General features: G+C 71.6%; 20 protein-coding genes. 9 read left to right on the top strand and 11 right to left on the bottom strand.

The features are described from left to right. Nucleotides 1-6: 6 nt before the first annotated feature. Both VYL96_RS14275 and VYL96_RS14270 read right to left on the bottom strand, forming a co-directional pair. Nucleotides 7-948, bottom strand: a complete 942-nt coding sequence (locus VYL96_RS14275; protein ID WP_131886675.1) for a PspA/IM30 family protein — start codon at nucleotides 946-948, stop codon at nucleotides 7-9. Between the two features lie 38 nt (nucleotides 949-986). Continuing rightward, complete coding sequence (locus tag VYL96_RS14270) at nucleotides 987-2438, bottom strand: hypothetical protein (RefSeq protein ID WP_131886674.1); 1452 nt, start codon at nucleotides 2436-2438, stop codon at nucleotides 987-989. A gap of 429 nt (nucleotides 2439-2867) precedes the next feature. On the opposite strand from VYL96_RS14270, the gene VYL96_RS14265 reads away from it, so the two are divergent. From VYL96_RS14265 to VYL96_RS14245, 5 genes are all read left to right on the top strand, one after another. Continuing rightward, the gene (locus tag VYL96_RS14265) at nucleotides 2868-4130 is read left to right on the top strand and encodes a hypothetical protein (protein WP_329437803.1); all 1263 of its coding nucleotides are present in this window, start codon (nucleotides 2868-2870) and stop codon (nucleotides 4128-4130) included. A gap of 138 nt (nucleotides 4131-4268) precedes the next feature. Further along, nucleotides 4269-4811: an NUDIX hydrolase gene (locus tag VYL96_RS14260; RefSeq protein WP_131885845.1), complete on the top strand. Its 543-nt coding sequence runs from the start codon at nucleotides 4269-4271 to the stop codon at nucleotides 4809-4811. 34 nt (nucleotides 4812-4845) lie between these two features. Beyond that, nucleotides 4846-5472, top strand: a complete 627-nt coding sequence (locus VYL96_RS14255; protein ID WP_131885846.1) for a hypothetical protein — start codon at nucleotides 4846-4848, stop codon at nucleotides 5470-5472. Between the two features lie 69 nt (nucleotides 5473-5541). After that, nucleotides 5542-6090, top strand: coding sequence for a copper chaperone PCu(A)C (locus tag VYL96_RS14250; protein ID WP_131885847.1), 549 nt, complete (start codon nucleotides 5542-5544; stop codon nucleotides 6088-6090). Continuing rightward, nucleotides 6083-7351 carry a Dyp-type peroxidase gene (locus VYL96_RS14245; RefSeq protein ID WP_131885848.1) on the top strand — a complete coding sequence of 423 codons (1269 nt, stop codon included), beginning with the start codon at nucleotides 6083-6085 and terminating at the stop codon, nucleotides 7349-7351. Before VYL96_RS14250 ends, VYL96_RS14245 begins: the two co-directional genes overlap by 8 nt. 126 nt (nucleotides 7352-7477) lie before the next feature. Here the strand turns inward: VYL96_RS14245 and VYL96_RS14240 are convergent, their stop codons facing one another. The 4 genes from VYL96_RS14240 to VYL96_RS14225 all read right to left on the bottom strand — a co-directional run bounded on the left by VYL96_RS14240 (nucleotide 7478) and on the right by VYL96_RS14225 (nucleotide 11962). Then, nucleotides 7478-8434 (bottom strand): SGNH/GDSL hydrolase family protein, encoded by a 957-nt coding sequence (locus VYL96_RS14240; protein WP_061229746.1) that lies wholly within the window; start codon nucleotides 8432-8434, stop codon nucleotides 7478-7480. Between the two features lie 85 nt (nucleotides 8435-8519). Continuing rightward, nucleotides 8520-9575 carry an SGNH/GDSL hydrolase family protein gene (locus tag VYL96_RS14235; RefSeq protein WP_239550335.1) on the bottom strand — a complete coding sequence of 352 codons (1056 nt, stop codon included), beginning with the start codon at nucleotides 9573-9575 and terminating at the stop codon, nucleotides 8520-8522. Between the two features lie 142 nt (nucleotides 9576-9717). Next, entirely contained in the window at nucleotides 9718-10785 is a 1068-nt protein-coding gene (locus VYL96_RS14230; protein ID WP_061914587.1) for a beta-ketoacyl-ACP synthase III, read from the bottom strand. A gap of 178 nt (nucleotides 10786-10963) precedes the next feature. Beyond that, the gene (locus tag VYL96_RS14225; protein WP_232303036.1) at nucleotides 10964-11962 is read right to left on the bottom strand and encodes an SRPBCC family protein; all 999 of its coding nucleotides are present in this window, start codon (nucleotides 11960-11962) and stop codon (nucleotides 10964-10966) included. Between the two features lie 44 nt (nucleotides 11963-12006). Here VYL96_RS14225 and VYL96_RS14220 point away from each other — a divergent pair, with 44 nt between their 5' ends. Together VYL96_RS14220 and VYL96_RS14215 are read left to right on the top strand one after the other, a co-directional pair. After that, complete coding sequence (locus VYL96_RS14220; RefSeq protein ID WP_232303037.1) at nucleotides 12007-13392, top strand: MFS transporter; 1386 nt, start codon at nucleotides 12007-12009, stop codon at nucleotides 13390-13392. Next, nucleotides 13389-14192, top strand: coding sequence for a fructosamine kinase family protein (locus tag VYL96_RS14215; protein WP_109148524.1), 804 nt, complete (start codon nucleotides 13389-13391; stop codon nucleotides 14190-14192). Before VYL96_RS14220 ends, VYL96_RS14215 begins: the two co-directional genes overlap by 4 nt. A 17-nt stretch (nucleotides 14193-14209) precedes the next feature. Here the strand turns inward: VYL96_RS14215 and VYL96_RS14210 are convergent, their stop codons facing one another. From VYL96_RS14210 to VYL96_RS14195, 4 genes are all read right to left on the bottom strand, one after another. Beyond that, nucleotides 14210-15442 (bottom strand): PQQ-dependent sugar dehydrogenase, encoded by a 1233-nt coding sequence (locus tag VYL96_RS14210; protein ID WP_061914590.1) that lies wholly within the window; start codon nucleotides 15440-15442, stop codon nucleotides 14210-14212. A 55-nt stretch (nucleotides 15443-15497) separates the two neighbouring features. Continuing rightward, the gene (locus VYL96_RS14205) at nucleotides 15498-16838 is read right to left on the bottom strand and encodes a PQQ-dependent sugar dehydrogenase (protein ID WP_232303038.1); all 1341 of its coding nucleotides are present in this window, start codon (nucleotides 16836-16838) and stop codon (nucleotides 15498-15500) included. A 280-nt stretch (nucleotides 16839-17118) separates the two neighbouring features. Further along, nucleotides 17119-18024 carry a MaoC/PaaZ C-terminal domain-containing protein gene (locus VYL96_RS14200; protein WP_131885849.1) on the bottom strand — a complete coding sequence of 302 codons (906 nt, stop codon included), beginning with the start codon at nucleotides 18022-18024 and terminating at the stop codon, nucleotides 17119-17121. 6 nt (nucleotides 18025-18030) lie between these two features. Continuing rightward, nucleotides 18031-19380, bottom strand: coding sequence for a 3-oxoacyl-ACP reductase (locus VYL96_RS14195; RefSeq protein ID WP_131885895.1), 1350 nt, complete (start codon nucleotides 19378-19380; stop codon nucleotides 18031-18033). A gap of 123 nt (nucleotides 19381-19503) precedes the next feature. Here VYL96_RS14195 and VYL96_RS14190 point away from each other — a divergent pair, with 123 nt between their 5' ends. After that, on the top strand, nucleotides 19504-20817 hold the full coding sequence (locus VYL96_RS14190; protein WP_131885850.1) for an acetyl-CoA C-acetyltransferase: 1314 nt from the start codon (nucleotides 19504-19506) through the stop codon (nucleotides 20815-20817). Nucleotides 20818-20977: 160 nt separating this feature from the next. Next, nucleotides 20978-22909 carry a VanW family protein gene (locus tag VYL96_RS14185; RefSeq protein WP_131885851.1) on the top strand — a complete coding sequence of 644 codons (1932 nt, stop codon included), beginning with the start codon at nucleotides 20978-20980 and terminating at the stop codon, nucleotides 22907-22909. 187 nt (nucleotides 22910-23096) lie between these two features. Here the strand turns inward: VYL96_RS14185 and VYL96_RS14180 are convergent, their stop codons facing one another. Further along, entirely contained in the window at nucleotides 23097-24737 is a 1641-nt protein-coding gene (locus tag VYL96_RS14180; RefSeq protein WP_131885852.1) for a catalase, read from the bottom strand. Nucleotides 24738-24867 lie beyond the last annotated feature (130 nt).

Here is a 24867-nt window from a genome sequence, read left to right as displayed (position 1 = left end):
GGGGCGTTACTCCCTGGTATCGCGGGGCAACGTCGGCCCCGAGAGGTCCTCGGGACCCGGCTGATCGGTGGCCTCGTCGGGGTTGCGCGGGGCCTCGGGGTCCGCCTGCTCGGCCGCCCCGGCCGGCTCGGCCTGGCTGGACTGCTCGGCCTGACCGGCCGAGGCGCCGGTCTGCCCGCCACCGTCCGTCAGCTGACGATCGGCGCCCGCATCGGACCCGGACGACAGGCCCATCGACGCGCGGATCTGCTCGAGCTTCGACTTGCCCTCCGACTCCCGGGTGAAGGCGGCGGCGTCGAGCTGGGCGGTGGACGGGGCGCCGGTGGCCTCGGCGAGCTCCTGCTTGCCGAGCGCGGTGGTGTAGCGGCCCTCGATCTTGGCGCGGATCTCGTCGAACGTCGGGGAGTTGCCGCCGCCGGCGCCCTGCAGTGAGGCCATGGACTCGGTGGAACGGTGCTGCATCTCGGCCTGGGTGGCCTGCAGCAGCAGCTGGTCCTCCTGCGCGAGCGTCTCGCGCAGCCGCTGCTCGGACTCCTTGACAGCCTGCTTGGCCTGCTCGGCGGCCTGTACCGCCTGGCCGTGGAGCTGACGGGTGTTCTCCAGGTCCTGCTCCAGCGCCACGAGGCGGCCGGCGAGCTGCTCGGCCTGGGCGTCGAACTGCTGGGCCCGGGCGGTGTCGCCCTCGGCGCGCGCCTGCTCGGCGACCTGCAGGGTCTGACGGACCTGGCCCTGCACCTCGTCGAGCTGGCGGGCCTTGGTGCCCATGGCGATCTCGAGCTGCTTGGCGTTGCCGATCACCGCGGCGGCCTGGTCGGCTACGGACTTGTGCTGCTGCCGGGCGTTGTTCATGGCCTGGTGGACGAGGACTTTGGGGTCCGCGTTGTCGTCGACCGACTTGTCCAGCGAGGCCTTGAGGTAGTTCCAGCCTTTGGAGAACGGGTTAGGCATGGCGGGGTCCTTTTGTCGGCGACGGCGAAGGTGCGTTTCTACCTCTTCACGGTACCGAGCAACGCGGCCACCGGCAGCGCGGTCCGCGGCAGGTACGGCTGGCGCCACAGCCCGCCGGACGCGGCGCCGGACGACTCGTGCTGCCACTGCACGTCGACCGTCGGCCGGCCCACGTTGAGGTCGTGGACCATGAGCGCGGCGAGCATCGCTGAGGAGGTGGCGGGGTCGAAGATCTCGATCCCGAACGCGCCGGCCCCCTTGTAGGTGTTGGCGAGGATCTTGTTCTTGGTCACCGAGTGGGTGTCGGTGGCGGGGGCGACATTGACGGAGACGGTGTGGCCGTCGGCGAACGCGGTGGTGGCGCGCCAGCGCTGGACGCGCTTGGCGAGCGTGTAGTTGGGGCCCTGCTGGGGGACCAGTGCGTCGTGGACCGCGGGGCCGGTGCCGGGCTCGTAGTTGCGGTGGAACACGCGGCCGCCGGTGAGGGTGCCGACGATCTTCTTGATGTCGATGGCCTTGCGGGCGGCCAGCGCGGCGTCGGAGGCCTCCCGGACGTCGGCGGGGACGACGAAGGTGTCCATCGGGGTGGCCAGGTAGGCCACCGCGTCGGCGGTGTTGTCGCCGAGGAGGTCGACGACGAGGGCGTCCGCCGCCGAGGACAGCTGCACGTGGGTCCCGCCGTCCGCGTAGAAGTAGCTGCCCACTGTGAGTGGGGCGGGGGCGGAGGCTCGGGCCCAGGCTGCGAGCTCGGGCAGCTCGGTGAGCAGGTTGATCCCGGCGCGGCCGTCGGCGTCGGTGGGGATGTGCAGGCGGCCGGCGAAGGTGGAGTCCTCGGCGCGGAAGCGGTCCCATGCGGGGCTCGAAGGCAGGTCGACGCCCAGCACGTCGGCGCCCCAGCGCAGGAGATTCCGCGCCGGCCCCATCTCGGATCCGAGGCCCAGGACGAGCATCGCGCGGCCGGGGAGCGAGAGCCACTCGGGGTTGTCCTGGACGAGTTTGAGGGCGTCGGCGCAGCTGGGCTCGATGACGCCGGCCGCGACCCAGGTGTCGAGGCGCGCGCGGAGGAGGTCGCCGGACAGTTCCTCGCCGCGGTAGGGGATGGAGAGTTCGTGGACGGGGGTCGCCGTGCCCTGGATCGTCTCGGTTCCGGGCGTCGGGGTGGGGGTGACGACGGCGAGGTAGTCCGTCATCGGGGTCTCCGCCAGTTGGCCGTCCTCCTCGTGGACGCCGACCATCCGGGACTGCAGTGAGTCGAGCGCCGCTCGGGCGACTCCGTCCCAGTTCGCCGGGTCGTCGACCCCGACCCGCACGAGCTCGGTGAAGGGTTCGATGTAGCCCTTGCGCCAGTCCTTGATGCGGTGGACGCGTTCGGCCGCGGCGGGGTCGACGGTGGCGAGTGCGTCGGCGACGACGTCCTTGGCCAGCCGTCCGGTGGAGCGGTTTCCGTCGGAATCGGTGGGGAAGAGGACTCCGGTCGTGCTCGGTGTCATGACGCTCCTGGTTCTCGGGGACAGCAATACGAGGTTAACCTCAACTTTGGACGTCGTGGGGCGCACGTGGCGGTTCCGAGTGACCGATCCGGCATTCAGGGGGTGAAGTAGTGAGGAAACTCACTGGGCGAGTTACACGTCAAATAAATAAGCGTCGTTTCACTCATTAGGTTAAGCGTAAGACGAGGTAGTCGGCCGATAACCGTTGTGCGACTTCGGGGACGCCGCCTACCTGCGTCCGCTGCCCCTTGCGTTACGTAGCCCCTCAAACTGTTCCAGCCAAGCATTCCCTGTAACACGACTTTGAAATGCCCCGATAGAGTGACGACACGATCCGAAGGCGGTGGCCAAGGCCACATGCCGGACCGGGTGGCGTGGGGGAGTCAATGCCCGTCGCCGGGTCGTCAACCACTAAGGAAGGCAATTCCTATGAAGAACCAGAAGCGGATGATCGCGGTCATCGCGGCCTCCGGGCTAGCGCTCGGCTCCATGCCGGGTGTTGCCAACGCGCAGAGCGTTGAGATCGGCATCGGTGTCAGCGCCGTAGTGGGCTCTGTCGCGCTCGGCGCTGCGCTCGGTTCGACCGGGGACGTGGACTCGTCCGGCGGTACCGGCTCCGATCAGTTGACGGGGTCGCTAGACAACATCGGTGGTTCGTCTGAGGGTGGTTCCAGCGAGGGCGGTTCGCTTGAGGGTGGTTCGCTTGGTGATCTGACCGGGTCGCTTGAGGGTGGTTCCAGCGAGGGCGGTTCGCTTGAGGGTGGTTCGCTTGGTGATCTGACCGGGTCGCTTGAGGGTGGTTCCAGCGAGGGCGGTTCGCTTGAGGGTGGTTCGCTTGGTGATCTGACCGGGTCGCTTGAGGGTGGTTCCAGCGAGGGCGGTTCGCTTGAGGGTGGTTCGCTTGGTGATCTGACCGGGTCGCTTGAGGGCGGCTCCGATGAGGGTGCTGGCTCGCTGGCCACGATTCTCGGCAGCCTGACCGGTTCGCTTGAGGGCGGTTCCGAGGGTGGCTCGCTCGACGACGTGACCGGGTCGCTTGAGGGCGGTTCCGAGGGTGGCTCGCTCGACGACGTGACCGGGTCGCTTGAGGGCGGTTCCGAGGGTGGCTCGCTCGACGACGTGACCGGTTCGCTTGAGGGCGGTTCGCTTGGTGATCTGACCGGGTCGCTTGAGGGCGGTTCCGAGGGTGGCTCGCTCGACGACGTGACCGGTTCGCTTGAGGGCGGTTCGCTTGGTGATCTGACCGGGTCGCTTGAGGGCGGCTCCGATGAGGGTGCTGGCTCGCTGGCCACGATTCTCGGCAGCCTGACCGGTTCGCTCGAGGGCGGTTCCGAGGGTGGCTCGCTCGACGACGTGACCGGCTCGCTTGAGGGCATCTTCGAATCGATCACCGCTGGTTCATCGAACCCCGGCTCGTCCGACAACACCATCGATCTCGGCTCCGTCACCGACATCGTTGGCTCCAGCGGTAGCAACTCGCTCGACGCCGGTGCCATCCTGGCCGTGGGCTCGCTCGCCGCGGGCAGCATCGGCCTCGGCCTGGCCATCTCCGGTGGCGTCAACCTGCCGCCGCTCCCGGCGATCAACGTCGGGGCGGTCTGCAACCTGCCGCAGGAGGCGATCGACTTCCTCAAGGACAACGGCTCCATGGAGCGGCACGAGTGCGAGCCCGAGCAGCAGCTGCCTTCCTGATTCGGGTTCGCATTTCGGTCTGACCGACCGATGAACTGATCCGACTCCACGCGATCCCCCGCTGACCATATGGTCCGCGGGGGATCGCCGCATCTCGGCGCCGCCGCCCGTGTCCTAGGGGGCCGATACCCTCTGGGCATGTCCATCCCCGACTTCGTGCTCGAACTCCGTAAACACGTCGGCACCGCCCCGCTGTGGCTCGCCGGGGCCACCGCCGTCATCCGCCATCCCGACCGTGAGCGGATCCTGCTCGTCCGACGCAGCGACAACGGATGGTGGACCCCCGTCACCGGCATCATCGACCCCGGTGAGCACCCGGCCCACACCGCAGTGCGCGAAGCGCGCGAAGAAGCTGCCGTGGACATCCGCGTCGACCGACTCGCCTCCCTCGGCGTCTCCCGAATGGTCACGTATGCCAACGGGGACCGGGCGCAGTACATCGACCACACCTTCGCCTGCACCTACCTCGGCGGCGAGCCGCACCCCGCGGACGGTGAGAACACCGACGCCCGCTGGTTCGCGATCGACGACCTGCCCGACATGAGCCCGCATATGCTCGCGCGCATAGAGGCGGGCCTTGCCGACGAGGAGCGCGCCCGCCTCGCGACCACCACCGAGGGCACGCGCGCAGAGGGCGCCGCCGTGGAGGACACCACCGCAGAAGGCGCAGCCGCCGGATAGGGGCCCTGTCGTAGGTCCAGCCTAGAATCGGGTCATGTCCGCCGACCGCTTGCGCGCCGAGGTCCCGCCCGTGGTGACCGCGGTCGTGGGAATCGTGGTCGCACTGGTCAGCGGCGTGTTCGGCATCAGCGCGCACGGGCTGGCCGCCGGTGCAGCGGCGGGTCCGCCCACTACGGGGCAGATCCTCATGGTCGCGGCCGCCAGCGCCGGTGTCGGCGTGGTCACCGCGGCCCTCGCCCGGCATCGGTCACCGATCCTCACCTCGGCGGCCGGACTCGTCGCCGGTCAGGGGGTCGTCCACCTGGTGCTGGCCTCCGGGCACTCGCACGGCGCGGCCGGCCCGCTCGGCCACCATGCGACGAACCCGGCGGCCGTTCGTGCCGCGATGGACGGCGTCAACCTGGACCCTGCGGCCTCGGCATCGGCGCTGTTCGCCCCGCCGATGCTGGGCGCCCACCTGGCCGCGATCGTCCTCACGCACGCGCTGGTGGCGATCCTGACAGGGACGCTGTCCTGGCTGGCGGCCCGGGTGTTGCCCACTCCCGTGACGGCTCACCTCGTCGTCGTCGCCCGACTCCTGGCCTCCTATGACGCCGACGCCCCGCGCGGACGGTACCTCCTGGCCCGCGGGGGAACCCGGGCGCCGCCCGTGACCGTGTGATCCCACCTGTTCACGCACCGGCGCGCAACCCGCGGCCGGACGATCACACATCACCAAGGACACACTCCCATGCGTACCCACACCCGTGCCGCCTTCGCGGCGGCCACCGCGCTCGCGCTCGCCCTCACCGCCGCCTGCGGCACCGACGACGCCGACACCGGTGACGCGGCCGCCGAGACCGGCGCCGCCACCACCCTGGTGACCTTCGACGACGGCTGGGCCAAAGCCACCGACACCGAGATGTCCGGCGTCTTCGGCACCATCCGCAATCCTGGTGACAGCGACCTGCACCTCACCGGCGTCGACGGCGACCTCGGCGGCAGCACCGAGCTCCACGAGACCGTCCCCGGAGCGAGCGGCATGATGATGAAGGAACGCGAGGACGGCTTCGTCATCCCCGCCGGCGGCGAGCTCGTCCTGGAGCCCGGCGGAAACCACATCATGCTCATGGACCTCGACGAGCCCATCACCACCGGCCAGGAGATCACGCTGACCCTCGAATTCGACGGCGCCGAACAGGACGTCACAGTCTTCGCGCGCGACTTCAAAGGCGGCGAGGAGGAGTATGTCGGCGGCTCGGGCCACGAGTCACACGGAGGCATGAATCACGATGGCTGACCAGGCCCGACGTGGTCTGATCGGGCGCGGTATGTCCCGCCGGTCCGTTCTCACCGGTGGCGTCGCCGCCGTCGTGGGCGGCGGCGTGGTCGGAGGCGCTGCGGGCTACGCGGGGCGGGGTGTCGTCGACGACGAGGCGATCGCCGACTGGAAGACGGTCGCCGACTCGCGGGTCGTGGGGACCACCACGGAACCGTTCCACGGCCCGCACCAGGCCGGCATCACCACGGCACCGCAATCACACGCGGCGTTCGTGGCGTTCGACATCGTCCCGGGAGCGACACGCACCGAGATCCAGGGCGTCCTGCGCGCCTGGTCCCAGGACGCCGCCCGCCTCACCCAGGGGCGGGGCGGCCTGGCCGATCTCGAGCCCGAGCTCGCCGAGGACCCGGCGCGTCTCACCGTGACGATCGGCCTCGGGCCGGGGTTCTTCGACGCCGCCGGGATACCGGAGAAACGGCCCTCGTGGCTCGCGCAACTGCCCGCGTTCCCGCAGATCGACCAGCTAGAGGACCGGTGGTCGGAGGGCGACCTGCTCCTGCAGATCTGCGCTGACGACCCGCTGATCGTCTCGCACGCCGCCCGGATCCTCGCATCAAGCGTGCGGGGCGTCGCGCGGCAGCGGTGGGCACAGCGGGGCTTTCGCAAGGCCGTCGGCACCGACCCCAGCGGGCGGACGCAACGCAATCTGTTCGGGCAGATCGACGGCACCGAGAACCCGCGGCCGGACGACGTGGACTTCGACCAGATCCTGTTCTCCGACGGCAGCGATCAACGCTGGATGCGGGGTGGATCGTCGCTGGTGCTGCGACGGATCCGGATGACGATGGACACCTGGGAGGAGATCGACCGCACCTCGCGCGAGCTGAGCGTGGGGCGGCGGCTCGACACCGGCGCTCCGCTGACCGGGACGGCCGAGCACGACCCGCCGGACTTCGACGCGATCGACGAGGTGGGCCTGCCCGTCATCCCCCCGGAATCGCACATCGCCCGGGCCCGGCAGCGGAACCGGGGCGAGGCCATGCTGCGGCGGCCGTACAACTACGACGACCCGCCGGAGGGTGGCGAGATCAGCAACTCCGGGCTGTTGTTCACTGCCTATCAGGCCGACCCGGTCCGCACCTTCGTGCCCGTCCAGCAGCGGCTCGCCGAACAGGACGCTCTCAACACGTGGACGATTCCCATCGGCTCCGCCGTGTTCGCGCTCCCGCCCGGCGCGCCCGAGGGAGGCTACGTGGGGCAGACGCTGTTCGAGGGCTGATGCCCGCGTTCTCTCCGCAGCCGCCGCTGCCGATGGCGTCTCGCCCGCCCCGCGGTGTGTGCGAGACGCCATCCCGAGGAGCGGCTGCGGTGCTGGCCGCGGCGGACCGGATCGGGGCAGACTGGATCAGAGCGCCGCGGCGATCGCGGCCGCCATCGCCTGCTGGCCGAGGGCGGTGGGGTGGAACGGCGCCGCATTGTTCTCGGAGCCATCGGCGAACACGACCCACCGCTCGTCCGCCGGAGCACAGCCACTGCGGTCCGTGTCATCGACGGGCAGCACCGAGACGTGGCCGTTGCGGCGGGCCGCCTCGTCGACCGCGTCGTTGATCTCCTGGGTGATCTCGCGGGCCCACTCCAGGTTCTCGTCCCCGACGAACTGGGTGAACGCACAGCCGTCCGCGTCATCGGCGGGCATCAGGGGCAGGTACTGGGTCGCGATCACCGTCGCATCGGGCGAGCGCTCGGCGATCTCGGCGTAGATGTCGGCGACCGCGCCGTCTTCGCCGTACACGTCAGCGATGAGACCGCTCACCGTAGTGCCCAGCTCACTCTCGCAGTCGCGGGGGGAGCCCGGCAGGCCACCGGTGATGCACTGGACGATCAAACCGAAACCCACGTCGTTACCGCCGATGGACAGCGTCACGAGATCGGTGTCCTCGTCGAGGGCTTCGAGCTGGGGGGCGACGCCTGGGTGCTGCGCCTCGAACAAGTCCTCGGTCACGGCCCCGCCGCAGGTGACATCGGTGAGCTCGCCGACAGCCGGGTTCGCATCGAGCAGGCCGGGGTAGTTGCTCGCACTCCTGCCGCAGGGCGCCGCCACGCCTGACTGATCGCCGAAGGCAGCATACGAGTCACCGAGTGCGACGTACTCGGGGTAGGCGGGCTCGGCGAGAGAGCCCAGAGACCCGGCGACGCTGCCCGGGATCTCGTTGGTCGCGCCCAGCGAGCTGACGGCGATCGCCCCGTCGGGCTGAGCTGTGGACTGGGCGGCAGCGGCGGGCGTCGCGACGAGAACGGCGGCAGCGGAGAGGGCGAGGGACGTGGTGAGAGGGCCGCGTCGGCGGCGATGAGGAGTCGACATGATCTCAGTGTCTCCTCATCACCACCGTTCCGATCGGCGATCGACGCAACTGGACAGTTGTCCTCAAGCGTGACCACTCGGCCCCTCAGCCGTCAGCGAGCGCCGCCAGCACGCGGTCGGCGACGTGGGCGTGGCCGGCCGAGGTCGGATGGACCGGGACCGCGCCGGTCTCGAGCCCGGTGAAGTCGACCCAGCGGGTGTCGGGCGAGGTGCACATCGAGTGACCGGGCTCATCCGGGATCACGACGGTGACGCCGTTGCGCTCGGCGGCGGCGCGGACCACGCGGTTGATGCTGTCCTGGAACCCGCGGACCTTGGCCCGCTCCTCGGCGCTGATCGCCATGAACGGCGCGCACGACGGCGACTGCTGGATGACCGCGTCATCCTCCGGGACGGCCGCGAGATACCCGATCGTCACGACGCGGGCCCGAGGCGCGCGCCGAGCGATCTCGGCGTACACGCCGTCCAAACGCTCATCGAGGTGCTCGAGCGCCTCGGCGGCCTGCCGGTCGATCACGTCCGAGCAGCCGGTGGTGGGGTCGAAGCCCTTCGACAGGTTCCCGGTCGCGCCGTCGACGAGCGGCAGAAGCTCGGGCGCGGTGTTGGGACGCAGTGCGCAGGCGACGATCACCGCACCGAATCCCACGTCGTTGCCGCCGATCGTCATCGACACCAGATCGGTGTCGGAGTCGAGCGCGTCGAACTGCGGCGGGGCACCGGTCCGTCCGGCGGTCCGGAAGTCGTCGACCACTGCGCCCCCGCAGGTGGCGTTGACGAACGTACCCACGCCGAGCGCGCGGGCCACCACGGTCGGGTACGCGTCGGAGGTGCGCACGCACGCGACCGGGCCTGCACCCCACGCGCCCGGCGCGATCCGGCCCACGGCGGCGTAGGAGTCCCCGAGCGCCACGTAGTTCGACGGGCCGGTGCCGGGGCCGGCGTGAACCGACGGGCCCATCCCGGCCCCGCTGACCTGCCCGGCGATGTTCGCGCCGAGGGTCTGCACCGAGCCGCTGGCCACCTCGAGCGGCGCCGTCTCCGGGGTGATCGGCGCCGGGATCGTGGGAGCGGGCGCGGCCCCGGCGGGAGCCGCGAGCAGCGGGGACAACAGGACGGCGGCAGCCGCTGCGGCACCGGACATCAGACGGCGCGCGGAGCGGCGGGGAAAGGACGTGTGCACGCCCTCAGCGTCCCATGAACACGTGTCTAGTTGGGCGCCCTCCCGGCCCGCCACGAGGCGTGTCGTGGGGCCGGGAGGGCGCGGGGTCAAGCGAGTCGGTGCGTCAGCTCGCGGGCGGCTTGGCCGGCAGCCGCAGGACCTGCCCCGCGTAGGACAGTCCCGCCCCGAAGCCGATGCACAGCGCGATCTGACCCGGCTCGGCCTCTCCCTCCCGCAGCATGGTCTCCATCGCCAGCGGGATCGAGGCGGCGGAGGTGTTGCCGGTCTGCTCGATGTCGTTGGCGATCGCCACCGAGTCCGGCAGCCCGAGGTGCTTGGCCATGGCCGAGTTGATGCGGCCGTTGGCCTGGTGGGGGATGAACGCCTGGATCTGCTCGGCCGTCACGCCCGCCGCCTCCAACGTCTGTGCACACACCTTGGACACCTGCACGGCGGCCCAGCGGAAAACCTTGGAACCGTCCATGACCAGGAAGGGCTGGAGCACGGCCTCCTCGCGCGCTGCGGCGGCGGAGGCGTCGACCTCGTCGACGTACTGCTTGAAATCCTTGGTCTGGCGGATGGCGCTGCCCTGCTCTCCGTCGGACCCCCACACGACCGGGCTGATGTCGTTGGTCTCCGACGGGCCCACCACCACGGCGCCGGCACCGTCACCGAAGATGAAGGCCGTGTTGCGGTCGGAGAAGTCGATGCCGTCAGTCATCTTCTCCACGCCCACGACCACCACGTAGCGGGCGCCGCCGCCGCGGATCATGTTGGTGGCTACGGCCAGGCCGTAGCCGAAGCCCGCGCAGCCGGCGGTGAGGTCGAACGCCGCGATGCCGTTGCGCCCGAGGGCGGTGGCGACCTGTGGGGCCGCGTGCGGCACCTGGGTCCAGTTGGTGGACGTGCACACGATCAGGGCATCGATCAGGTCGGCGTCGATGCCGGCCGAGGTGACGGCCGCGCGGGCCGCCTCGATCGACATGGAGACGATGCCCTCGTCCGGACCGGCGACGTGGCGGTTGAGGATGCCGGAGCGCTCGTAGATCCACTCGGAGGTGGAGTCGATCTTCTCGCAGATCTCCTCGTTGCTCACCACACGCTCGGGGCGGTACGCCCCGATGCCGAGGAGGGTCGTGCCTGTGGCGCCCTCGCCGGTCGCGATGGTCACGGTCTCGTTGGAATCCGCCATTGGCGATCTCGCTCCTCGTCGGTGGACGGCGCCTCCCGGCGCTCGTGTCGTACTCCCCGTCACCCTACTGCGGGCACAGGGTAGATCGGCTCACCGTACCGCCGTGTTTCCACCGTCACCCCCGGCCGACCCGAGCCGACCCGCCGACGCGCGTAACCGCAGGTCCACCGCTCGCGGATCAGTCCGCCAGCAGCCCTTCGAGCCATGCACGCCAGCGCGGTGCGTCCCAGGAGGGCGTGACGTCGACCGCCGCGGCACCCAGCGGGCGGCCGTCGCCGCCGGGCATGTCGACGTACTCGTAGACCCGCAACGCCAGGGCCGCCCGACCGGCCGCGTCCTCATGCGTCTCGCCCGCCGGGAAGGCGAACAGCTCGAGCATCCCGTCGACGGGGGCGGACAGGATGAGCGTGCGCGACGCCTCCGACTCGGTCGCGACGATGCCGCCGACCTCGCCCGAGCGCGCTACGACGCCGCTGTTCCCCGAGCCGCTCCCCGAGCCACCGGCCGGGTTGTGGCCGACCCCCGACGCAGGGGCGATCAGTCGCGACGTCACGCGGGCCCACAGTTCGGGCACCGTCTGCTGCACGGGGTCGGTGGCCGCGTCCACGGTCACCACCCCGCCGGCCGGGCGATGGGTCAGCCGGTGGGCAAGCACCGTCAGCGCCTGCGCCCACCCGTCGACACTGCCCGACACGGACTGTCCCGCCAGTTCCCCGCCGGAGCCGAACCCGGACCGCAGGGTGAGCACGCTGCCGCCCTCGTCGTCGTCGACCACCTCACACGACGTCTCCCACGGCGGCACGGGCACGCCCTCGCCCATCCAGTCACGTTCCACGTAGGCGAAGACGCCCGGCGCGTCGGCGGTGGGCGGCGAGTACTCGGTGATCTCCCCGACGGTCGCGGTGAGCATGGCCTCGGCCGCGGCCTCCGGGCCGGTCGTGGGGTCGGGCGCGCCCGGGTCGGCGAACTGCACGATCCGCCCGCCGATCCGCGGCTCCATCGCGCACGAGACGAACCACGACGCGATGCCCTCCGCCGTGGCGACCGCGTCCCACACGACCTCCGGCGCGACCGGCAGCGGCACGCTGCACACCACGCGGGTGCTGCCGTCGTCCGTCCGGACCTCCGCCGCCACGTCGTACATGTCCCGCTCCCGCCCGTCGGTCGACCGCTCCACGCGCACAACGCTACCGCCGCATCCCGGGCCGTACCCTGGCGGGCGTGACCTCGACGAGCGGGACCGGAACGGCCGGACACGCCGGCCCCACCGGCGACACGGCCCGTGCCCCCGGCGACACGGCCCGTGTCCGCGGCGTCCGGGGGCCCATCGCCGCGACCGCCCTGCTCTTCGCCGCCAACGGCGCGATCTTCGGCGCGATCGTGCCCCGCCTGCCCGACCTCAAGAGCGCCCTCGACCTGGGCGCGGGGGAGTTCGGGCTGGCGATGGCCTGCTACCCGGCCGGGGCGCTGGTCGGCGGGCTGCTCACGCCCGCCCTCATGAGGCATCGCTCAGACGGGGCCGTCGCCGTGGCCATGATGGTCGGCGCGTCCGTGACCGCCGCGCTCGTGGGGTTCTCGCCCGTCGTGGCCGTGTTCGCGGCGCTGCTGTTGGCGTTCGGCGTGTGCGACGCCATCACCGACGTGTCCATGAATGCCCACGGCATCCGCGTGCAGCTGCGCCACGGCCGGTCGCTGATCAACCGGTTCCACGCGCTGTGGTCTCTCGGGGCGGTGCTCGGCGCCGCGGGCGGGTCGGTGGCCGCCGGCGCGGGGGCGTCGGTCCGGGTCCAGATGATCGGGGCCGCCGTGGTGTGCGCGCTGGCCGCCGCGGCCGCGTACCCGATGCGGCTGGGCCCCGCCGCCGCCGAGGACGAGCGGGGCCGTGACCTCGACGCGGTGCCGGGAGAAGCAGTACCCGATGACACCGCCCCGGCCGCCCGCCGCCTCCCCGGCGGCCGCGCGCTCCTGCTGTTGATCGCGCTCGGCCTGTTCGCGTGCTGTGCCGAGCTCGTCGAGGACTTCGCCCAGACCTGGTCGGCGCTCTACCTGCGCGAGACCACCATCGCCGGGGCGGGACTCGCCGGGCTCGGCTTCATCGCCGTGCAGGGCGCGCAGCTGGCCGGCCGCGTCAGCGGCGACGCGCTGGTCGAACGGTTCGGCGCCGCCCGACTCGCCCGCGCGGGCGGATTGTTCGTGATGGTGGGCGCGAGCGCCGCGTTCGTCGCGTCGTTCACGCTCGACGGGTCGACCCTTCTGGTGGTCCTGCTCGCCGGGTTCGTGCTGGCGGGGTGGGGAATCGCGACCGTCATCCCGGGCGCGATGGTCGGCGCCGACTCCGTGCCCGGCCTGGCCCCCGGTGCCGGGCTCGCGGTGCTCAACTGGGTGATGCGCCTCGGTTTCCTCGCCTCGCCGCCGCTCGTCGGGTTCATCGCCGAGGTCGCGGGCCTGCGCTGGACCGTGACGCCGATGATCGTCGGCGGCGTCCTCATCGTCGCCCTGGCCGGGCCGCTGCTCGGCCGTGCCGATCGCACGCCCGCCGGCCGCGAGTCCGCCGACCCCGATCTCGCAGACCGAGCCCCCGCGCACGAGAAGGAGACCATGACGTGAGCGCCGATGTGTTCGTCAAACGCGGCTCGGACCACGGGCCCGACTTCTTCCGCCACGAGGCCGCCGGACTGGCGTGGCTCGCCGCGGCCCCCGGCGGGCCCCGCGTCGTGGAGGTGACGGGGGTCGACGACGACGAGATCACCCTGGAGAAGATCCCCGCGGGTCGCGCCACGGCGGACGCGGCTCTGCGGTTCGGGCGGTCGCTCGCGGCGATGCACGACGCGGGCGCGGCCGCCTGGGGCGCACCCGCCGACGGCTGGGCGGGCCGGTGCTTCATCGGCAACCGTCCCCAGGAGTGCAGGCCAACCGACTCGTGGGGCGAGTTCTACGCCGAGCAGCGGGTCCGGCCGTTCGTGCGCATCGCGGTGGACCTGGGTGTCCTCGACGGTGCCGACCTGGCCGCGGTCGAGCGGGCCTGCGACCGCGTGGCCGCCGGCGAGCTCGACCACCCCGGCGACACTCCCGCCCGTATTCACGGCGACCTGTGGACGGGAAACGTCCTGTGGACGGCCGGGGGCGGGGCCGGCGCGGCGGGCGACGGCGGCGTTGAGGCCGTGCTCATCGACCCCGCCGCGCACGGGGGCCACCGCGAGACCGACCTGGCGATGCTCGCCCTGTTCGGCGCGCCGCACCTCGATCACATCCTGCGTGGCTACGGCGAGGTCCGGCCGCTGCGGGAGGGCTGGCGGGAGCGGGTGCCGCTGCACCAGCTGCACCCGCTCGCCACCCACTCGGCCGGGCACGGCGCCGGCTACGCGGTCGCGTTGGCCGACGCCGCCCGGCGCGTGCTGGCGCTCTAGTCGCCCGGCGGCCGCCGTCAGGCTCCGGCGGGGCTGACCCGGAACACCGAGTCGCGACCGTCGCCGTCGGAGGTGGTCACCAGCAGTGAGCCGTCCGGCTCGGGGGCCAGGGACCGCAGCCGGCCGAACTCGCCCTCGAGCAGCACGGAGGCGTCGATCACCGAGCGGCCGTCGTCGCTCAGTCGGAGCAGCACCAGCTTCTGTGTCTTGAGGTTGGCCATCGCCAGCGCGCCGGCCCACTCGCCCCACTCGGGGCCGAGGAACTCGATGTCCGCGGGCGCCAGCGTCGGGGCGCCCGAGGACCAGACGGCCTCGATCGCGTCCGGGAACCTGGCGGTGTCGGTCATCGGCACGTTCTGGTCGTAGCGGCCGCCGACGTCGGGGTTCCAGCCGTAGTTCCCGCCGGGTTCGAGCAGGTTCACCTCGTCGTCGACGTCCGGGCCGTGCTCGGCGGAGTAGATCCGGCCGGTGTCGGGGTGGATCGCCAGACCCTGGATGTTGCGGTGGCCGATCGTGTGGACCACCGAGTCCCCCGTCGCGGGGTCGCCGTCCGGCGTGATGTGCAGGTTCTTGCCGGCCAGCGACTCGGGGTCCTGAGGGGCCGGGCCGGTGAAGGTGTCCCCGGTGCCGATGTAGATGGAACCGTCGGGGGCGGTGAGCAGGCGGCAGCCGCTGTGGAGGCCGGTCGCGCCGAGTGGGATCCCGGTGAGGGTGTCGCGGACCTTCGTCATGGCGGTCCAGTCCTCGTCGACGGCGAAGGTGGAGATCCGGTTGTCACGCTCGCCCCCGAGCGACCGCGACCAGCACACGTGGATCTCGCGGTTCTGAGCGAAGCCCGCGTCCACGGCCATGCCCATCAGACCGCTCTCGGACTGCCGGAACAGGCCCGGCAGGTCGATCCCGATCTCGCGCTGCTCCTCACCGGGGCGCTGCACGACCATCCGTCCGCCGCGCTCGCCGGTGAGGAGGGTCCCCTCCGGTGCGCGGACCACGTCCCACGGGATGGTCAGCCCGTCCATGACCGTCTCGGTCTCGACCGCCGGGCCCTCCACCACCGCGACGCCCTCGCCGGCGCCGATACCCGGGGTGGCGGGGAAGAGGCTGCCCGGCGGGATGAGGCTGGTGTCGATCGATCCGGACGAGCCGCCGGGCAGGCTGCTCTGCGCGCAGGCGGTGAGCGGTACGGCGACGGTGACCGCCGCCGCGGCGGCGAGCCCGGCGAGGGTGCGGGGGAAGGCGGGACTGGGCACGGCTGCTCCTGGGTCGGACGACTCGGGGAAGGGGTGAACCTCCGTCCGTCCGAACCTATTCGACCCCCGGCGCCGGCGGCACCGGAACGGCGGCGGGCCGGATTCGGAGCACCTCGTCACGGCCGCCGCCGTTCGAGGTGGTGGCCAGCAGCGTGCCGCCGGGCTCGGCGGTCAGGGAGCGGATGCGGCCGTGCTCGCCGGGGATGACGGCCCCGAGCTCGAGCACGCCGGTCCCGTCCTCGTCGAGCCTCATCAGCACGATCTGCTTGGTCTTGAGCATCGCGACCGCCAGCGCGCCGTCCCACTCGCCCCACGACGGATCGTCCAGGAACGCGATCCCGCTCGTCGCGAGCGTGGGATCGCCGGACGACCACGTCGCCTCGACCGCGTCGGGGAACTTCACCAGATCGGTCATGGGCGAGGCGTCGTCGTGGTCGCGCTCGTTGATCCCGGGCCGCAGCGGGTCCCACCCGTAGTTGCGGCCGGCCCGCAGCTGGTTGATCTCGTCGTCGCGGTGCGTGCCGTGCTCGGCCGAGAAGAGGCGTCCCGTCCCCGGCTGCAGGGCCAGGCCCTGGACGTTGCGGTGGCCGAAGGTGAAGATGCGTGGGTCCGCGTCCGGGATGCGGGCCGGGTCCTGGGTGGGGGAGCCGTCGCGGGTCACGTGCAGGACCTTGCCGCCGAGCGACCGCAGGTCCTGGGGGACCGCGCCGTGGAAGGTGTCACCGGTGCCGATGTAGAGCGTGCCGTCCGGGTGGGCGAGAATGCGGCACCCGGAGTGGTGGCCGATGTTCTGCCGGGCGATGCCGGGGACGATCACCTCGGGATCCTCGAGCGCCGACCAGTCGTCCGCCGCGCGCCAGGCGGTGACGCGGCTGTCACCGGGCGTGCCATCGGCGAAGTTCTCCGAGTGGCAGGTGTAGACCTCGCGGCTCTGGGCGAAGTCGGGCGCCAACGCCACACCCATCAGGCCGCTCTCGCCGCCGGTGAACAGGTCCCCGAAGTCGGCCGCGACGTCGGTGGTCGTCCCGTCGGGGTGGATCGCGACAACCCTGCCCGTCCCGCGCTCACCGGTCACCACCACGCCGTTCGGATCGCGGACCACGTCCCACGGGATGGTCAGGCCGCCGACCAGTGTCTCCACCTCGACCCCCGGCCCGGCGGGCAGGGGCTCGTCCGGATAGCGGTCCTCGGGTCGGGCGGCCGGCGCGCCCAACGAACCCGCGGACCCGGCGGACCCGACCGACCCGACCGACCCGGCTGAGCCCGACCCGGCCGAGCCCGACCCGGCCGAGCCCGATGAACCGGCGTCCAGCGACCCGGACAGTGAACCGGGCGCCGCACTCTGGGCGTTCGCGGTCAACGGAACCACCATCGCGGTGACGGCCGCGACCGTCACCGCACCGACGATCGATCCGGCATGCAGGCCGGCTCGAGCGCGGACGCGGGGACGCGAAGGGGACAAGCGGGACACGGGGCCTCCGGGGATAGGCAACGGGGTGACAGGAAACGGGTCACAGGAAACGGGTCGCGAGCAACGGGCCCCGGCGACGGATGTCACGAGGGCTCAGATGACGATATCCGACGCCTACGACACCCCCAGACGACAGGAGCGCCCCGCACGCCGCCTCTCGGGCGGTGCGTGCGGGACGCTCTCGTCGATGCGTGCGCCGCGGGGCCTAGAGTTCCTCGATCGTCGCCGTCGCGTGCACGGTCTCCAGCTTCTTGGGGTTGCGCACGGCCAGTGACCAGGCCGGGTCGCCGGCCCCTCCGCGCCGGGCGTAGATCCCCAGCTTGGCGGGCAGGATCACCGGCTTGCCGAACTCCACCGAGTAGCGGGCGCGCCGGGGGATCTCGCCCTCGACCACCCCGAGCAGCGTCGCGGCGGTCCACATGCCGTGGGCGATGACGTTCGGGAACCCGAACGCCTTGGCGCCCACGCCGGAGACGTGGATCGGGTTGCGGTCGCCGGACACGGCCGCGTACTCCGCGATCTGCGCCTCGGACACCGACTTCACCACTGTGGGGTCGCCGATCTCGGCCGCGGTGGGCGGCGCGGGCTTCGGCGGGCGCGGCGCGTCCTTCGGCGGGGTCAGGGAGGTCCTGCGCTTGGAGAGCAGGCCCGACCGCTGCACCCAGGCGGGCTCGTCGTCGTCGCCGGTCCTGATCTCGGTGACCACGTCCAACAGCAACCCCGCCGGATGCTCGCGCAGGTTCTCGGCGTGCGCGCGGATGTTGAGCTCGTCGCCGACCCGCAAGGGGCGACGCGATTCGATCTCGTTGGTCAGGTGTACCGAGCCCATGGCCGGCACCGGGTAGTCCGGGTCCAGCATGAGCTGCATGCTCAAGGGGAACGCCAGCGTGAACGGGTACGTCAGCGGCAGCTCGTCGGTCAGGCGCAGGCCGCACACGCGCGCGTAGGCGGCGAGGTTCGCCACGTCCACGCGCACGCCGGTGACCTCGACGCCCTTCGACGGCATCGACTTTCCGTCACGGGAGCCGCCGACGACAGGGAGGGCGCCGACCGCGGCCTTGCCGTACTGGCCGAGCAGGTTGGGGATGCCAGGGAGGCGGGTGTATTCCACGACCGATCACGCCCCCAGCAGCGACTGGCCGCACACGCGGATCACGTTGTTGGTGACCGAGGAGGAGGCGGGGTTGGCGAAGTAGGCGATCGTCTCGGCCACGTCGACCGGCAGGCCGCCCTGCTGCAGGGAGTTCATGCGGCGGCCGGCCTCGCGGGTGGCGAACGGGATGGCGGCGGTCATCTGGGTCTCGATGAAGCCCGGCGCCACGGCGTTGACGGTGATGCTCTTGGAGGCCAGCTCGGCGGACGCGCCGTTGACGAAGCCGATCACGCCGGCCTTCGAGGCGGCGTAGTTGGTCTGGCCGCGGTTGCCGGCGATGCCCGCGATGGAGGACACGCCCACCACGCGCGAGCCCTCGCCGAGGATGCCCTTCTCGGCGAGCTCGGCCGTGATCCGCTCGGGGGCGATGAGGTTGACGGCCATGACGGACTCCCAGCTCGCGGCGTCCATGCCGGCGAGGGTCTTGTCGCGGGTGATGCCGGCGTTGTGGACGAGGATGTCGAGGCGGCCGTCGTGACGCTCGGTGACGTGCTTGGCCAGCACCTCGGCGGCGTCGGCGGCGGTGACGTCGAGCGGCAGGGAGGTGCCGCCGACCTTGTTGGCGGTGGCCGAGAGCGACTCGCCCGCGGCGGGGATGTCACAGCAGATCACGTGTGCACCGTCGCGGGCGAGGACCGCCGCGATCTCCGCACCGATGCCGCGCGCGGCCCCGGTGACGACGGCGAGCTTGCCCTCGAGCGGTCGGTCCCACGACGACGGGGCGGTGGCGGAACCGGCGCCCACGCGGAACACCTGGGCGTCGACGTACGCCGACTTGGCCGACAGGACGAACCGCAGGGTCGACTCGAGCCCGGAGGCGCCCGCGTGGGCGTCGGGGGAGACGTACACGAGCTGGACGGTGGAGCCCCGCTTCATCTCCTTGCCGAGCGAGCGCGTGAAGCCCTCGAGCGCGCGCTGGGCGATGCGCTCCTCGACCGAGCCGGTCTCCTCGGGCGTCGTGCCCAGGACGACGATGCGGCCGCTGGCCATGACGCTGCGCACGACCGGGTTGAAGAACTCGTACAGCGCGACCAGGTCTTCGGGCCGCTTGAATGACGTGGCGTCAAAGACGAGGCCGGCGAACTTGTCCTCGGCGCCGGCGGCGGCCAGCTCGTAGTCCCCGGAGAGCATCTCGCGGACGGGCTCGACCAGGCGACCCTCCCCGCCGATGAGGACCGGACCGTGGAGGGCGGGCTGACCGGCCTCGTGACGGCGCAGCTGCTCCGGCTGCGGGAGGCCGACCTTGCCGGCGATGAATGACCCGGGGGCCGAGGTCACGAACTGCGAGTAGAGGTCGAGGTTGCCCTGCGCCATGGCGATCATCTCCTGGGAAAGGTGCGGTACTGCGGGTCGACAAGTAACTTACTGCTGAGTAACAATACTGCCAGGGCCGCGTTTCGGGCCACCGGACACCGAGAACAAACGGGAGTGACACACGTGACCACAAGCCCCCGCAAGGTCGCCATCGTCGGCGGCAACCGAATCCCCTTCGCCCGCTCGAACGGCAAGTACGCGGACGCCTCCAACCAGGACATGCTCACCGCGGCGATCGACGGGCTGGCCAGCCGCTACAACCTGCAGGGCGAGCGCCTCGGGTCCGTCGTCGCCGGCGCCGTGCTCAAGCACTCCCGCGACTTCAACCTCACCCGCGAGTCCGTCATCGGCTCCGTCCTCGACTCGTCGACCCCGGCCTACGACGTGCAGCAGGCCTGCGGTACCGGCCTGGCCGCCGCCATCCAGGTCGCCGACGCGATCGCGCTCGGCCGTATCGAGTCCGGCGTCGCCGGCGGCACCGACACCACCTCGGACGCCCCGTTGGCGGTCAACGACGACCTGCGCAAGACCCTCATCAAGCTCACCGCGGCCAAGAGCAACCTTGACCGACTCAAGCTGCTCGGCGAGATCCGCCCGCAGAGCCTCGTGCCCGAGCAGCCGCAGAACGCCGAGCCGCGCACCGGGCTGTCCATGGGCGAGCACGCCGCGATCACCGCCCGCGAGTTCGGCGTCTCGCGCGCCGACCAGGACGCCCTGGCCGCGGCCAGCCACCGCAACCTCGCCGCCTCCTACGAGTCGGGTTTCCAGGACGACCTGGTCACCCCGTACCTGGGCGTGGCCCGCGACGACAACATGCGGCCCGACTCCTCCGAGGAGAAGCTGGGCAAGCTCAAGCCCGTCTTCGGCAAGCGTGACGCCGAGGCCCACGGCACCGAGGCCACCATGACGGCCGGCAACTCCACCCCGCTCACCGACGGCGCCTCCGCGGTGCTGCTGGCCAGCGAGGAGTGGGCGGCCGAGCACAAGCTGCCCGTCCGCGCCTACCTCGTGGACTCCGAGACCGCCTCCGTGGACTTCATCCACGGCAAGGAAGGGCGCAACCCGGACGGCCTGCTCATGGCCCCCACCTACGCCGTGCCGCGGCTGCTGGCCCGCAACGGCCTCACCCTGCAGGACTTCGACTACTACGAGATCCACGAGGCGTTCGCCTCGCAGGTCCTGGCCACCCTGGCCGCGTGGGAGTCCGAGGAGTACTGCACCGAGCGGTTGGGGCTGGACAAGGCGCTGGGCTCGATCGACCGGTCCAAGCTCAACGTCAACGGCTCCTCGCTGGCGGCCGGCCACCCGTTCGCCGCGACCGGCGGCCGCATCCTGTCCGCCACCGCCAAGCTGCTCGAGCAGAACGGCGGAGGCCGCGCCCTCATCTCCATCTGCGCGGCCGGCGGCCAGGGCGTCACGGCGATCGTCGAGCGCTGACCCGGTCCCGGAACGCCTGACCTGCAGCCCCCGCGCCCGGCGCGGGGGCTGCACTCATCGCACCGGTCCGTCATAGTGGTGTGCACAGTGCTTAGTGCGGGAGTCTGACGACCGGCACCCTGCCGGGGACGCCGCCCCGCTTCGTGAGGAGACGTGACGAGTGGAGGAGTCCACCAGCACCGGCGGCGGCCCGGCCCGGCCCGTCGCCATCGAGGGGGCGGGGCCCCGGCCGACCGCGTCCGAGCGGCGCAGCTACCGCGTGCACTCGCGCTGGCTGCACACGGGCGTGGGCGTGTTCATGGCGCTCTCAGTGCTGTACGGATTCGACCTGGTCAACAGCATCGGGCGCGTACCGCGCGGCACCGAGGTCGCCGGGATCGAGGTCGGGGGGATGACCACGGCCGACGCCGAGCGGCGCCTGGTCGAGGAGTTGGGGCCACAGGTCGACGACGAGGTGGATCTCCGCGCCGGGGCCGTGTCCACGACGCTGGACCCGCAGGCGGTCGGACTGTCGGTGGACTGGCAGGGCACGCTCGACCGGGCCGGTGAGCAGCCCCTCAACCCGATCACCCGGCTGATCAGCCTGGTGTGGTCCACCGACGTCGGCATCGCCAGCGTCATCCCCGACGCCCGGCTCACCGACTTCCTCGAACGGCTCGCGCTGCAGGCCGACTTCGAACCCCGCGAGGGGGCCATCTGGTTCGACCGCGACCAGGTCCGGTCGGCCATCCCGCTCGACGGCCAGCGCCTGCAGATCGAGAACTCCCGCGACGCGGTGCTCGAGCACTGGCTCGACGACGACGGCGTGGACCTGCCCGTGGACTACACGCCCACTGAGACCGACGCCGAGCAGGTCCGCGCACTGATCCGGGACGTGGCCGAACCCGCCGCCACCCGCGACGTGACGCTGCTGGCCTCCCGGATCCGTGAGGACGGGACCGAGCCGCCGGTCACGACCATCACCACCCGGCTGCCGGCCCCACCGCCGCCCGCCGGCCGGGAGCGTCCCGAGTCCGCCGAGCGGGAGATCGAGATGATCGACCCGGACGACCCCGACGCCGTGCCCGTGGTCTTCCCCCGCGATCGGATCGGCGAGTACCTGACCTTCGTCCGCGAGGGCGACGTGCTCGAGCCGCGCTTCGACGCCGACGCCGCCAAGGGGATCCTCGAGCCGCTCCTGGAGCCGACCGAACAGGAGGGCAGGGACGCCGGCTTCGAGTTCAGCGGGACCACCGCCACGGTCGTGCCCGCGGTCCAGGGACGGACGGTCGAGTGGGGTCCGCTGCTCGGTGCTCTCCCCGGCCAGCTCACGGACACCGCGGGCCCGCGCGTGCTGCCGGTCAGCTACGTGGGCCGCGATCCCGAGCTCACCACCGAGGAGGCGGAACGGGCCGGCATCCGCGAGCCGGTCGGTCAGTTCACGGTGGCCGTCGGCGCGAACGGGCGGGCCCAGTCGATGATCGCCTCGCTCGCCGGGCACTTCATCCCCGCGGGGGAGAGCTTCTCGATGGCGGAGCTCGCCGGCACGGTCTCCGGGGACACCTCCGCCGACGCCGTGGCCACCGCACTGTTCAACGCCGCGTTCGAGGCCGGTGCCCAGGATCCGGTGCGCACGTCGCGTGGTGTCGACGGCGACGCGTTCCCCGCCGGACGGGATGCCACGGCCTCGGCCGACGTGGGGTTCCGCAACGCGCAGGACACCGGGCTCGTGATCGACGCCTCCGGCAGCGGGAACTCGGTGACGGTCCGACTGTGGGGCACTCGCGAATACATCGTCCGTATCTCCACGGCGCCCCGCACGGACGTCCGGCGGGCGCCGACCCGGGTGGTCACCACCGCCGGCTGTACCCCGAGCGCGGGACGGGACGGCTACACGGCACGGGTCACCCGGACCGTCCAGCGTGGCGACACCACCGTCAGCACCGACACCGTGTCGTCCACCTACCCCCCGCGGGAGCGGATCGAGTGCCGGGCCGAGCAGCCCGCCGCTGACGCCGACGCACCGCCACCTCCCCCGCCGCCGCCCGGCCCCGGCCCGATCCGCATCCCGGGCCTGCCGGAGATCCGCATCCCCGGCCTTCCCGGCAACTGACCGCCGCCCGCCGGCCCGCCCGCACGCACGGCGCCGCCCGCACGCACGGCGCCGCCCGGATGCACAAAATCCGCTACCCTCCGCCCGGATCCGCTACTCCTGTCGGGGTAGCGGATCCGGATTCCGGGTAGCGGATTTCGGTGGGGTGGCCCGGCCGGTGGGGGCCGGCCGGGCCGGTGCGCGGCTGTCAGCGCTCGACGACGACCCGCTCGTTGGGCACGCAGTGCGTCATCGTCAGGCCCTCCACGTCGCGGGGGCCGTTCTTGCCGAGATTGGCCATGCGCTCGCGCTCCTCGTCGGTCAGCTGCTGCTTGGGCAGCGGCTCGAGGTGGCGGACGTCGTCAGCCGAGATGCCCAGGCCGTCGCCGACCCGCTGGCCGAGCTCGTCCTCGCACATGAACAGGTGCCAGACCATGCGCTCCTGCACCTCGCGGGTGGCCTGCCCGATGTTGTCGATGAAGTTCTTCACCAGGTCGTCGCGCTCCCAGTCCTCCATGAGGCGGAAGCGTTGGCCCGCCTGCACGTAGTCGTTGGTGCGGTGGTACTCGCTGCGCGTGAGACGACCGCGCAGTTCGGGACCCACCTCCTCCTCGCCGGTCGGCTCGGACTCGCGCAGGCCGTTCATCGTGGACGGCTCGTAGTTCACGTGCGGGTTCTGCCCCTGCAGGTCCACGCCGTAGGACATCTGGCCGCCGCGCTGGTTCGTGGCGACCGTGGCGTTCTTGGCGCTGTTGACGGGCAGCTGCAGGTAGTTGGCGCCGACGCGGTAGCGCTGGGTGTCGCTGTAGGAGAACGTGCGACCGACCAGCATCTTGTCGTCGGAGAACTCCAGGCCGTCGACCAGGACGCCGGTACCGAACGAGATCTGCTCGTTCTCGTTGTGGTGGTCGGTGATGTTGCGGTTGAGCGTCATGGTGCCGACCAGCTTCGGCTCGAAGTCGTTCTCGGGCCATGTCTTGGTGTCGTCCAGCGGATCGAAGTCCAGCTCGGGATGGTCGTCGTCCGACATCATCTGCACGACCAGATCCCACTTGGGGTAGTCGCCGTTCTCGATGGCCTCGTACAGATCCTTGGAGGCGTGGCCCGTGTCATGGGCCTGGATGTTCGCCGCGTCCTCCTCGGTGAGGCTCTTGACGCCCTGGTGGGGCAGCCAGTGGTACTTCACCAGATGGCTCTCGCCCTCGGCGTTGACCCAGCGGTAGGTGTTCACGCCGAAGCCCTGCATGTGCCGGTAGTCGGCCGGGATGCCGCGGGGGCTGAAGAGGTTGACCAGCATGTGCATCGCCTCCGGCGACTGCGACATGAAGTCGTAGATCCGCGCGGGGTCCTGGCGGAACGTGATGGGGTCGGGCTTGAGGGAGTGGATGACGTCCGAGAACTTGATGGCGTCGCGGATGAAGAAGACGCCGAGGTTGTTGCCGACGAGGTCCCAGTTGCCGTCCTCCGTGTAGAACTTCACCGCGAAGCCGCGCGGGTCCCGCGCCACCTCGGAGGAGTCCCGGCCGCCGATCACGGTGGAGAAGCGGATGGCGACGTCGGTCTTCTTGCCCGCCTCCTGGAACAGCTTCGCCCGGGTGTACTTCGAGATGGGCTCGTCGCCCCACTTCCCGGTCGCCTCGAACTCGCCGTACGCGACGAAACCGCGCGCGTGCACGACCCGCTCCGGGATCCGCTCGCGGTCGAAGTGGCTGATCTTCTCCAGGAACTGGTAGTTCTCCAGCGTCGCCGGCCCGCGGGCCCCGACGGTGCGGGTGTTCTGGTTGTCGTGGACCGGGTGTCCCTGGCGGGTGGTCAGAATGGGGTCGTCGTGCCTGCGCTTTTCGGACAGCGATTCTCCTCGGGTAGAAGGCTTCGCCCGTCCGGTGGGGGCTGGTCGTGGCGCCGACCCTAGGACTCGGGCCTTCCCGATACCACCGTTCGCGCAAATACGAAATCCGCTACCCGGCCTCCGGATCCGC

It is taken from the genome of Dietzia maris (assembly GCF_036287335.1).
Lineage (GTDB): Bacteria > Actinomycetota > Actinomycetes > Mycobacteriales > Mycobacteriaceae > Dietzia > Dietzia cinnamea.
The sequence above is the reverse complement of the archived record's forward strand: the minus strand, read 5'-3'. Positions and strand labels throughout refer to the sequence as shown.

Excerpts from the sequence above, each read along its gene's own strand:
- VYL96_RS14265 (WP_329437803.1), top strand. The coding sequence starts at position 2,868 with ATGAAGAACCAGAAGCGGATGATCGCGGTCATCGCGGCCTCCGGGCTA.
- VYL96_RS14270 (WP_131886674.1), bottom strand. The coding sequence starts at position 2,438 with ATGACACCGAGCACGACCGGAGTCCTCTTCCCCACCGATTCCGACGGA.
- VYL96_RS14195 (WP_131885895.1), bottom strand. The coding sequence starts at position 19,380 with ATGGCGCAGGGCAACCTCGACCTCTACTCGCAGTTCGTGACCTCGGCC.
- VYL96_RS14240 (WP_061229746.1), bottom strand. The coding sequence starts at position 8,434 with ATGTCGACTCCTCATCGCCGCCGACGCGGCCCTCTCACCACGTCCCTC.
- VYL96_RS14275 (WP_131886675.1), bottom strand. The coding sequence starts at position 948 with ATGCCTAACCCGTTCTCCAAAGGCTGGAACTACCTCAAGGCCTCGCTG.
- VYL96_RS14245 (WP_131885848.1), top strand. The coding sequence starts at position 6,083 with ATGGCTGACCAGGCCCGACGTGGTCTGATCGGGCGCGGTATGTCCCGC.
- VYL96_RS14235 (WP_239550335.1), bottom strand. The coding sequence starts at position 9,575 with ATGTCCGGTGCCGCAGCGGCTGCCGCCGTCCTGTTGTCCCCGCTGCTC.
- VYL96_RS14230 (WP_061914587.1), bottom strand. The coding sequence starts at position 10,785 with ATGGCGGATTCCAACGAGACCGTGACCATCGCGACCGGCGAGGGCGCC.
- VYL96_RS14255 (WP_131885846.1), top strand. The coding sequence starts at position 4,846 with ATGTCCGCCGACCGCTTGCGCGCCGAGGTCCCGCCCGTGGTGACCGCG.
- VYL96_RS14260 (WP_131885845.1), top strand. The coding sequence starts at position 4,269 with ATGTCCATCCCCGACTTCGTGCTCGAACTCCGTAAACACGTCGGCACC.
- VYL96_RS14250 (WP_131885847.1), top strand. The coding sequence starts at position 5,542 with ATGCGTACCCACACCCGTGCCGCCTTCGCGGCGGCCACCGCGCTCGCG.